The 10,467-nt window shown below is 70.7% G+C and carries 11 protein-coding genes; 3 read left to right on the top strand and 8 right to left on the bottom strand.

The annotated features are described in order from the left end of the window. The coding region (locus AC08ON_RS09435) for a phytoene desaturase family protein (RefSeq protein WP_476616796.1) at window positions 1–991 on the bottom strand (991 nt) is incomplete at its 3' end. A gap of 398 nt (window positions 992–1,389) precedes the next feature. Here AC08ON_RS09435 and AC08ON_RS09440 point away from each other — a divergent pair. Continuing rightward, window positions 1,390–4,008 (top strand): SulP family inorganic anion transporter, encoded by a 2,619-nt coding sequence (locus AC08ON_RS09440; RefSeq protein ID WP_476616797.1) that lies wholly within the window; start codon window positions 1,390–1,392, stop codon window positions 4,006–4,008. 232 nt (window positions 4,009–4,240) lie between these two features. On the opposite strand, the gene AC08ON_RS09445 is transcribed toward AC08ON_RS09440, so the two are convergent. The 5 genes from AC08ON_RS09445 to AC08ON_RS09465 all read right to left on the bottom strand — a co-directional run bounded on the left by AC08ON_RS09445 (window position 4,241) and on the right by AC08ON_RS09465 (window position 7,471). Further along, on the bottom strand, window positions 4,241–5,308 hold the full coding sequence (locus AC08ON_RS09445) for a methyltransferase domain-containing protein (protein ID WP_476607491.1): 1,068 nt from the start codon (window positions 5,306–5,308) through the stop codon (window positions 4,241–4,243). Further along, window positions 5,305–5,430: a hypothetical protein gene (locus tag AC08ON_RS09450; protein WP_023842045.1), complete on the bottom strand. Its 126-nt coding sequence runs from the start codon at window positions 5,428–5,430 to the stop codon at window positions 5,305–5,307. The genes AC08ON_RS09445 and AC08ON_RS09450 overlap by 4 nt, the downstream gene beginning before the upstream one ends. 325 nt (window positions 5,431–5,755) lie before the next feature. Then, on the bottom strand, window positions 5,756–6,454 hold the full coding sequence (locus tag AC08ON_RS09455; RefSeq protein ID WP_476616798.1) for a histidine phosphatase family protein: 699 nt from the start codon (window positions 6,452–6,454) through the stop codon (window positions 5,756–5,758). Continuing rightward, entirely contained in the window at window positions 6,435–7,223 is a 789-nt protein-coding gene (locus tag AC08ON_RS09460) for a CbtA family protein (RefSeq protein WP_476607489.1), read from the bottom strand. Before AC08ON_RS09460 ends, AC08ON_RS09455 begins: the two co-directional genes overlap by 20 nt. Before the next feature lie 35 nt (window positions 7,224–7,258). After that, window positions 7,259–7,471 (bottom strand): CbtB domain-containing protein, encoded by a 213-nt coding sequence (locus AC08ON_RS09465; RefSeq protein ID WP_476607488.1) that lies wholly within the window; start codon window positions 7,469–7,471, stop codon window positions 7,259–7,261. Window positions 7,472–7,676: 205 nt separating this feature from the next. Between AC08ON_RS09465 and AC08ON_RS09470 the strand changes: the two genes are divergently transcribed. After that, complete coding sequence (locus tag AC08ON_RS09470) at window positions 7,677–8,159, top strand: ArsR/SmtB family transcription factor (RefSeq protein WP_476607487.1); 483 nt, start codon at window positions 7,677–7,679, stop codon at window positions 8,157–8,159. Window positions 8,160–8,220: 61 nt separating this feature from the next. Here the strand turns inward: AC08ON_RS09470 and AC08ON_RS09475 are convergent, their stop codons facing one another. Then, a complete protein-coding gene (locus AC08ON_RS09475; RefSeq protein ID WP_476607486.1) occupies window positions 8,221–9,129 on the bottom strand; it encodes a hypothetical protein in 909 nt (302 codons plus the stop codon). Between the two features lie 197 nt (window positions 9,130–9,326). Further along, complete coding sequence (locus AC08ON_RS09480; protein WP_476607485.1) at window positions 9,327–9,860, bottom strand: NUDIX domain-containing protein; 534 nt, start codon at window positions 9,858–9,860, stop codon at window positions 9,327–9,329. A gap of 141 nt (window positions 9,861–10,001) precedes the next feature. Between AC08ON_RS09480 and AC08ON_RS09485 the strand changes: the two genes are divergently transcribed. Beyond that, entirely contained in the window at window positions 10,002–10,196 is a 195-nt protein-coding gene (locus AC08ON_RS09485; RefSeq protein WP_198537912.1) for a response regulator, read from the top strand. Window positions 10,197–10,467 lie beyond the last annotated feature (271 nt).

Raw genomic sequence — 10,467 nt, forward strand, 5'->3', positions numbered from 1 at the left:
CCGGATCGCGCCAGGGCACCGGTCCGTCGAGCGCCCAGTCGATCTTGAAAACTCCCGGTCCGTACCGGTATCGGCCGAGCGCGGCGCGGTAGCGGCCGGGCAGCGCGGCGCCGGCGACCGCGAGCACCTGGCGAGGGGTGAGATCGAGCAGCACGGCCCGCGCGGGCGGCAGTTCCGACAGGCTGGTCACCGGGGCGCCGGTGACCAGTTCGCCGCCGAGTTCGCGCAGCCGGGCGACCAGGGCCTCTGCCAGTGATGATGATCCACCGACGGCTACCGGCCAGCCGACCTGGTGCGCGAGCACCCCGAGGAACAGCCCGTAGCCCGCGGTGACCGGGCGATGTAAATCGATCATGGAATGGGCGGCGAGCCCGGCGAACAGCGCTCGCGCCGCCTCACCGCGCAGCGCGGCGTGGGCGAGCGCGGTCGCGGACCACAGCCCGCGCACGCCGAACCGGGCGAGGGCCAGGGGCGCGGCGGGCGGCAGGTCGAACGGTGCCAGCACACCCTCGGCCAGCCGCGAGCCGTCGGACGCCAGCGGGCCGACCAGCCAGCGCCAGCCGGAATCGACGCCGTCCCGGTCGGCGAGGCCCGCCGCGGTGGCGTCGAGGTCGCGGCGCAGCAGCGCCGCCGGGCCGTCGTCGAGCGGGTGGGCGAGCGGCACCGGCGGATGCGCCCACCGAAGCCCCTCGGTGGGGGTCGGGTCTGCGGTGGGGGTCGGGTTCGCGGAGGACGCCGGGTTCGCGGAGGACGCCGGCCCTGTGCCGAAGGCGCGCAGGGCGGGGGATGCGAGCGCGAGCGGCAGAACGGTTGCGCACACGTCGTGCCGGAAGCCGGACAGCGTCGGCTCTTCTGTTCGCAGCCCACCACCGGGAGTGCCCGCAGCCTCCCGGACGAGTACCCGCCAGCCGGCCTCGGCCAGCGTCAGGGCTGCGGTCAGCCCGTTTGGACCGGCCCCGACGATCACCGCGTCGAAGCTGTCCGTGCTCACGGTGCACCTCTTCCATGCGGATTCCAGGCAGGATCGTGCCGCCGCCGGGCATCGAGCCCGAACGTGATGCCCGCCCGAACGTGATGCCCGCCCGTCCGGTCGCGACCCGGGGCCGCCGTCGCGCCGCTGGTCCGAGCCCAGGAGCAGATGCCACAGAAGGTGTCCAGCGTCACGCATAAATGGGGCTTTTGTCACAGAGGGAAACTCGGCTGTGGACTCGCACGTTGAGATCTGTGCATCATTAGTCACTTTCCGTTTCTGCGGGTCCAGGGTGGGCGTCGGATGTGGTCGGACCGCAGTGTCCGACGGGCGCCGGCAAACCATCGCCAATGGTGACACTTCGGGGCCGATCTCCGACGAGACACCCGTCCCGCCGCATCGAACTCGAGGAGGATGCCATGACCGCTTCGGTTTCCCCGCCGTCACCGTCCCGGCACAGCCATTCGCCGCCCATGTCCGGGTCCACCGCCAAGAACGTGCGCCGGACCCGGGGTGACCACAACCCCCTGCGTCCCGATCTCCAGGCCTCCCTGGTCGTGTTCGTCGTGGCGTTGCCCCTGTCGCTGGGCATCGCCGTCGCCTCGGGGGCGCCGGTCGCCGCGGGTCTCCTCGCCGCGGTGATCGGCGGCGTCGTCGCCGGCGCCCTCGGCGGTGCGCCGTTGCAGGTGAGCGGGCCGGCAGCCGGGCTGACCGTCATCGTCGCCGATCTCGTCCACACCTACGGGTGGCGCGTTACCTGCCTGATCACCGCAGGGGCCGGGATTCTGCAGATCCTGCTCGGGCTCTGCCGGGTCGCCCGCGCCTCCCTGGCCGTCTCGCCGGCCATCGTCCACGGGATGCTCGGCGGCATCGGGCTGACGATCGTCCTCGGCCAGTTCCACGTGGTGCTGGGCGGACAGGCCGAGAGCCACGCCTGGGAGAACGTCGTGGCAGTGCCCGAGGCGATCATCGATCCGCACGGTTCCGCGACCCTCGTCGGCTTCGTCACCATCGCCACGATCCTGCTCTGGCCCCGGTTGCCGAAGAGGCTGCCGAACGCCGTCCGAGCCATCCCCGCCTATCTCGCGGCGGTCGTGACGGGCACCCTGCTCGCTGCCGTCGCGGGCTTCGACCTGCCCAGGGTCGACCTGCCCTCGTCCCTGTTCGACGCGGTCGCCCTGCCGGGCCTCCCACACGGCGACTGGTCCGGCATCGCGCTGGGCGTCGTCACCGTGGCCATCGTCGCCAGCGTCGAGTCCCTGCTCTCGGCCGTCGCGGTGGACCAGCTTGCCACCACCCGAGGCTGGCGGGGGCCGCGCGTCGACCTCGACCGCGAGCTGCTCGGGCAGGGCTCGGCGAACCTCGTCTCGGGCCTGGCCGGCGGGTTGCCGATCACCGGGGTGATCGTGCGCAGCTCCACCAACGTCGCCTCCGGCGGGCGTACCCGGAAGTCTGCCGTCCTGCACGGCGTCTGGGTGCTGCTGTTCGCCGTGTTCCTGGGTCGCATCGTGGAGTGGATCCCGCTGTCCGCCCTCGCCGGCCTGCTCGTCGTCGTCGGTGCGCGGCTGGTCAACGTCGCGCATCTGCGCCACGTCCGCCGGCACGGGGAGCTGCCCGTCTACCTGGTGACAATCGTCGGTGTCGTCGCCCTCGACCTCCTGCAGGGCGTCGCCCTGGGTCTGCTCACCGCGCTCGCCCTGGTCCTGCGCCGGGTGCTGTGGTCGAGTGTCCGGCTGGTCCGCACCGGCGAGCTCTGGCAGGTAGAAGTCGAGGGGACACTGAGCTTCCTGTCCCTGCCCCGCCTCGCGCGGATCCTGGGCCGTATCCCCGTCGGTGCCCCCGTCTCGATCGAACTCATCGTCGACTACCTTGACCACGCCGCCTATGAGCATCTGCGCGGCTGGTGCGCGAACCACGAGGCGTCCGGCGGGACGGTGAGCGTCGACGAGATCGGCCAGGTCTGGTTCCGCCGGCCGGCCGAGGTCGCGGAGCAGCGGCGCCGTACCGTCGTCCCGCACCTCCCGCGCTGGTTCGCGCCCTGGTCGCAGTGGCAGGAACTGGAACTCGCCTCGTCATCGTCGGATCCCTCCTCGTTTGATTCCCCTTCGTCGGGATCGCGGTCCTCGGATTCCCAGCCCGCCGGCGTCACTCCGCCGGCGATCCACCCAGTCCAGGGCCCGGACACGGCGGTGTCGGTGCCGGCGCAGGCCTCCCCCGACCGGACATTCGACCACGTCAGCACAATGCTGTTCGGGGTGAACGAGTTCCACCGGCGGGCCGCCCCGCTCCTGCGGGGCACCTTCGACGAGCTCGCCGGGGGACAGCAGCCCGGCGCCCTGTTCCTCACCTGTGCCGACTCCCGCATTGTTCCCAACATCATCACCAGTAGCGGTCCCGGCGATCTGTTCACGATCCGTAATGTCGGGAACATCGTCCCGGTGGACGACCCCGCCGGATCCGACCCGGACGCGCCCTTGCGGCGCGGTGGCGACCTGTCGGTGACCGCCGCGCTGGACTACGCCGTCGACGTCCTGCGGGTGCCCTCGCTCGTGGTGTGCGGCCATTCCGGCTGTGGCGCCATGCAGGCGTTGCTGTCCGGCGCGCTCGACGGCGCACCCGACTCGGCCCTGGCGGGCTGGCTGTCGCACGCCGCCGCCTCGCTTGAGCGGACGCCCCCTGCCGGCACGGAGGACCTGCCCCCGGTGGAAAGGCTGGGCCGCGCCAACGTGGCGCAGCAGTTGGAGAACCTGCGCGCGCATCCGGCCGTGCGCCGTGCCCTGGCACGCGGCACGCTGGAACTCGTCGGCCTGTACTTCGACATCGCCGACGCGCGCATCTGGGTGTTCGAGGAGTCGACCGGCCGGTTCGTCGACCCGATGGACGCGTTGCCGACGGCGGTCATCGGGACCGGCTCGCGTCGCCGGTGGGACGCACCGGTGCGGGTGCCCGCACCCATGGTCGCGGTCGGCGCGGCTTCTGCCGACGAGCAACCGCCGCCCGCCGGCAGGCGGGCCCGGTGGCTCGGCCTGCCGCGGTAATGCCGCAGCGGTGAAGGGCCGCCGATCGCCCGGGATCCCGGGATCCCGGGATCCGAGGTGCTGACCCCGCAGATGCACCGATGGTCGGCGACGTCGACCGTTTGATGACGTCGACCTTTTGATGACAGAGAGTTGCCGAGGGTGAGGCGCGGTTTCAAGACCGGAGACCGTTACCAACCCTCGGCGATTCGCCGTCGCGCCAGTTCGCCGTCGCGCGGTTCGTCCGCGGGGGTCACGAGGCCGGGATGACCCGCTCCGGGTAGTCCAGCCAGGATGTCTGACCGTCGGGGGTGACGGTGAGCCCGAAGCGGGCGCAGGACGGCCGCCCTGCGTTCACCCACCAGTCGTAGGCCATTTCGAGTTCGTCCCACAACCGTCGTGGCCCATACTGGGTGACCTCGTGCCCGTCCGACTGCCCGTCCGACCCGGCGGTCAGTGACGCCCACGAATGTGACGCCGCGTGGGACAGCAGAAGTGTTCTCGCCGGGCCGCCTTCCTCGATCTGCCCGGTGGTGCAGCCGGGCAGCCACAGGCCGACCGCGAATCCGGCCGCGGCGTCCGCGAAGGGCTCATCCAGATACCGGCAGGTTGTTCTGACGTCGGCGTCGTCCTCGCCGAGCCACCAGACGGGTTTGTCGGCCCGTTGGCCGCGCAACCGCATGAAACCCGCATCATCATGAAAATGGCCCGAGGCGGTGCCGTCCGCGACGGTCAATGACAGCAGTGCCCCACCGAACTCGCTCGTGAACGGCAGCACGATCCGCCCGCCCGGCCGGGTCTGCGTGATCCAGGGGTAGGGAACGGTAACCACCGACGCCGTGGCGATGATCCGGTCGTAGGGAGCCCGATCGGGAAACCCCGCCGCGCCGTCCCCGACGACCACCGTCACCGGACGGCCGATCCTGGCGAGGGCCGCGCGGGCGTGCCCCGCGATTCCCGGATCGATCTCGATGGTGGTGACCTGGCCGGTCGGGGTCTGCTCGGCGAGCAGCGCCGCGTTATAGCCGGTCCCGGTACCGATCTCGAGGACGTTCATCCCGTCCCGCACATCGAGGAGGTCGAGCATCCGGGCCATGACCCACGGCGCGCTGCTGGAACTGGTCGGTATGACGCCCCTACCGTCGTACCTGCCCGTCCCGTCGTCGACCTGCGTCGTGATCCCGTCGTCGCTGCGGCACAGCTCCGACCACCGCTGTGGATCATCCTGGCGCCGGAGCGGGACCAGGAAGAACCCGTCCTCGTCCCGGACCCAGATCTCATCCGGGATGAAATCCTCGCGGTTCACCCGGCGGACGCTCACGCCTTCCCTGAGCCCTTGCACACGCCGCAGGAGACGGTCTCGTTCTTGCCGTCGCTGGTCACGGTGATCTTCCCGCTGCCGTTGCAGGTCGGGCAGGCTACCGGTTTCGCGTGCTTACCCACCCGACCGCCTCTCACCCGGGGTCATCTAGCCACCTGGGGCCACCTGGGGGTTCGGACCCACGGCCATGATTCCATCCGGACGGTGCCGCGCGTCAAGGGGCCGCGGCAGCCTCGTGGCCGGGCCGGGAAACCGGTCGAACCTGACGATTCTGATGCGATTTTCACTCGACCTCCAAGCGAGCGGTGGGTGATGACGCCGCTGCGTTCGGGCGGGTCGCCCACGATGCTGTAGTCGGGCAGAACGGTCACCCCGAGCCCCCTGGGCGACCATGAGCTTTCCCACCCGCGCACCGGCGCCGATGGACGCCGGACCCGGCGGATCTCGCTAAAGCGGGCGGCAGACGTGTGTCAAGGTCCAGTCGGTTCCGGTTCCGGTTCCGGTCGCGGTCGCGGCACTCTCCGTTTTCGGCTGCGTGCCGGTCGTGCCGTCATGACCGCCCGCGCCGATCCGATGGTGCAGGAGGGTCGCCGTCAACGGGGCGACGTCGATCCGCCAGAACATCTCGACCGGGCAGCGCAGGGCGACCACGAGCACGCCCCGGATGACCGCCGGATGGGTCACCGCGATGATGTGGCTCGGTTCGGTGCTTCGCCGGACCAGCCAGTTCTCGACGCGGCTGAGCAAGCTCAGTAGGGATTCGCCGCCCGGCGGGGCCACCGCCGGATCGCTGTGCCACCGGCGCAGCTCGTCCGGGGGAATCTCGTCCAGGCTGCGCCCCCGCCAGGCCCCGACGTCCAGGTCGCGCAGGGCCGGATCCACCTCGGGGACGACGGGTGGGCCCGGGGCCCGCGGGATGGTGACGTCACCCTTGCGGGCACCGAGGCCCAGGGCGGCGGCGGTCTGACAGGCCCGCGCGGATCCGTCGCAGAGCACCCGTCCCGTCGCGGGAAGCGCGCCAGCCGCTACCGCCTCGGCGGCGCCGGCGGCTCGGCGCAGCCCGTCGGCGTCGAGAGGCTCGTCGACAGGGAACCGGGCGGCCCGCAGGGCCACGGTCGGCGCGCAACTAACCAGGGCCAGCCGCACCGGCGGCACCGATCGCGCTGGTGGGGGCCGCGGTACGTCGGAACGCGCGTTCGGTCAACGTGCCGAACAGCAGGCCGATGGCCGCCCAGACGGTCGCCTGGATGGCGAGCGAGGCGATCCGGAACCGCCACAGCACGTCGGCCGGGAAGCCCTCCGGCGTCTCGTGCACGCGGGGCAGAACGGCGTAGACGACGCCCAGGACCACCAGCCCGCCGACGGCGGCGGCGATCGTCGCGTTCCAGCCGCCGAGCCGGCCGGTGAGCCGCCGCGCGGCCACACCCGTCCCGACCACGACGATCACCGAGATCAGGATCATGAGGAAGTACAGGACGGTCCGCCGGCCGATCGTGTCGGGATTCCCGATCGCGGGGGGATTCGCCGGGTACTTCAAATCGGGCAGGAGGTAGACCGCGGTGAACCCGGCGAGGGCGACCAGGGCGGCCGTCCCGCGGGGCCCGAGGGTGCCCAGGCGGCCCTGCACGCACGCATACGCCAGGGCGAACATGCCGCCGATGGCGACGGAGAAGAGCAGCAGACCGGTGAACAGACCGAGCGTCGACTGCACGGTCCGGGACACCGGCTCGGACTCCTCGTGCGCGTGAGCGGCGAGACCCACCACCTCGTGCGCATGAGTGGAACTCTCGCCTGCCGACTCGAAGGTGATCGCGTGACCGATCTGGCTCTCGCCGAGGGTCTTCGCGACGATGAAGGCGAGCACGGCTGCGACCAGACCGACGAGCATGCCACGGATCAACAGTGTTCGTGCCACAGCGTCTCCTCGCTGGAACAGATCGGGAGGAGGCGTTAGTGGCAGGGGAAGCCGAGCAGGTGGCGGGCGTCGTGCACGAACTCGTGGACGTAGTTCCCGCCGAAGATTGACAGCGCGCCCTGCTCGGCGCCGACGAAGTACAACCCGAGCAGCGCCAGCAGCCCGCCGAAGAGCAGGAAGGGCACCAGCTCACGTATCGGGATGGCCGGCAGGGCGAGCGGTGCGGGGGAGACGGCGGGGTGCGCCATGCGGAGAACCTCCACTGGAATCACGCGTTCCACGGGTAGGACGGGTTCGGGCAATGGGTCTGACTTCCGAGACCATCCAGGACGGACGGGCCGATCACAGTGGCGCGACCATGCCGGAATCACACCGGCTTCCATCACACGAACATGTAGAGATAAACAGCGCTATGTAATCCTGTCAAGTTTTATGGGCCGCCAGGATGGCTGGATGGGCCCGGGTGCGGTCCCGTGGGGCATGCTGGTGTGCATGACGACGACGTTCGCATCGACCCTGGTGCCCCTGACCGCGCGTGATCACGGTGATCACGGTGATCACGGTGACGAGGGTGACGCACCGAGCGGGCTCGCGGGCACCGTCGCGTCCTGCTGCACGCCGCTGGCTCGCACCCCGCTGTCCGCGGAGGACGCCGAACGTCTCGTCGGTGTGCTCAAAGCGATCGCCGTTCCCGCCCGGCTGCGGCTGCTGTCGATGATCTATGCGCGGGAGGGTGGTGAGGCGTGCGTCTGCGAACTGACCGAGCCGCTCGGGCTGACCCAGCCGACCGTCAGTCACCACCTGAAGGTTCTTGTCGCCGCCGGCCTGATCAGCCGGGAGAAGCGTGGCGTGTGGGCCTACTACCGACTCGTGCCCGGAGCGCTGCCCGCGCTCGCCACGGTCTTCGCTCCGGCCGCCGCTCCAGACGCCGAGTGAGACGACCGCCGGGCGGGACCTGCGCATCGCGGCCGGCGGTGGTCAGAGGGACCAGCAGCGGTCAGGGGAGCCAGGAGACGGTGGCGCAGCCGAGCTGATGCCGGATGGGGCCGTCGGGCCCGGCGTTCGTGGCGTAGGCGCACACCGTGTGCGGGACGGCGCTCGTGATGACGGTGGTCTCGAAGCCGTGGTCGGAGCCGGCGTCGGGGTAGAAGCGGGCGACGTCCGGTCGGGAGGCGTCCGCGGTGGCGGTGGTGGCGGTGGCACCGTCGAGAGTGACCGTGACGATGAGGGGGTCGGCGGGGTCGTCGGGGTCGTAGGTCCAGCCGGCGACGCGGACGCTGCTCCAGCCGGCGGTGATCCACGGGTTGGGCGTCGCGAGGTCGAGGTAGCCGAGGGGCGTGTGGTCGACGGCGGGCGCGTCCACGGTCGCGGTGGCGCAGCCGAGGCTCCGCCGGTGGAAGGAGCCGAGCGGGCCGATGTTCACCGCGGCGGTGCAGACGGTGTGGGTGCCGGGTGCGGCGGCCACGGTGGTGTCGAAGCCGTGGTCGGGGCCGGCGCCCGGGTGGGCCCGGGCGACGTCGGGACGGGAGCGGTCGGCGACGACGGTGGCGGTGGCGACGTCGTCCAGAATGATCGTTACGGCCAGGGGGCGGGTGAGGTCCCCCGGGTCGATGGTCCAGCCGGCGACGCGGATGCCGGCGGGGGATGCGTCGGCGAGATCGAGAAAGCCGAACGGCGGCGCATCGTCCCCATCGGGACAGGTTTTCTCGGTTTTCTTGATCTTCTCGGTTTTTCTGATCTTCCCCGTCTTCCCCACGTCACTGGACCCGGCCGTCGGGCAGGCGCCGGCCACGGCGGATCCGGCTAGGCCGACGCCGATCAGGACGGTGGTGAGAGCGAGGATGCTGATCATCGCGACGGCGGTACGTACGGGCGTTCGATGCGGCGCGATGGCGATGATCGTCATCCTCTCCCCTCTCGCTCAAGGTGTGAACTGAAAGTAGCATCTCCATTGCTATTGGTCGACGGCCGTGAAGGTTTTGTTGCATGTTGCATCCACGTCGCCGCCATGCGCATTCTGCGGGTGCGGTGTCCGTACGGCCATGGAGCGGTGGGGCGGCGACTGGACCCGGCTCGCCGACCGCCGCTGTTACCAGACCTGGATCAGCCAGCTCGGTCTGGCGGGGGAGCCGTGGACCGGTCGCGGGACCGGATAGCCGAGAAAGCCTGCCGCGATCGTGCGCCCGCTCCCCGACTCGGCGGCCAGCCGAACCGGGAGAACGGTTCCGCCCGCAGATGCAGACGGATGATCTCCCTGCTGTACGCCAGCGTGTCGGCCGGCAGATCGTCCGGTGGGTGCCAGGCGAGGGCGGAGCAGGTGGCTGGCTCCCGATTGGTGGGCTCGCCGCTCCACCGCGACACCAGGAAGCCGAAACCGATACGAGCGTCGCTGTCCGGCGGAAGGGCATGCGTGATACCCGCGAAAGTGACCTCCTCGGGTTCGACCCCGATACCGAGCTCCTCGCCGAGCTCCCGGATCACCGCGGTCACGACGTCCTCGGCGGGCTCGATCCGTCCGCTGGGCAGCGCCCAGCAGCCGCTTCCGTAGATGCCTCCCGCGCGTTTCGCCAGGAGCAGGCGGCCGTCCCGTATCAGTAGCGCAAGAACGTCGACCGGGGTCCGGTGTTCGTGCCGCATGATCCTCCTCGTGCTCTTCTTCCCGCGGACCGACTCGAGGCCCGTGACCGGGAAACGTAGCGCGCAGGGCCCCGTCCTTCAGAGTGAAGATTCAGCAGGGATTCGGCCGGCGCCCAGCGGCAGGGTGGCACTGTTCCGCGCATGCGCATCCTGGTGGCGGACGACGACCGGAGTCTGGTGGCGCGACTGCGGGCGCTGCTGCGCCGTGGTGGTGGGGAACGCCCGGTCGTCCTGGCGGCTGGCGATCTCCGGCTCGACCCGCGTCGCACCGGGCCTGGCGGGGTGAGTCACCGGTCGAGCCGACGCCACGGCAGTTCTCCCTCCTGGAGTTCCTGACGCGCCGTCCCCGTCCCGTACCGACCGGTGGGTAGGGCGGTGGCACGGGACGGGGACGGTAACCATCCCGGCTACATCCTCGTCTGCCGGCCAGCCGCCAAGGCTGGATGGTCACCATCCAGCAAGCCGACCCCACAGAACCGAGGACACCTCAGCGCCGGACACGCCGAGGCGGTTCAGACATTTTTCCGGGAGATTCCTTGCGCCTTGGCACTATAGCAGGGCCGCGCAGAGATTACGCTACGTTGTGATTGGTGATGTTTTGTAGACG

This window comes from Frankia sp. CoWAU3, assembly GCF_977971855.1.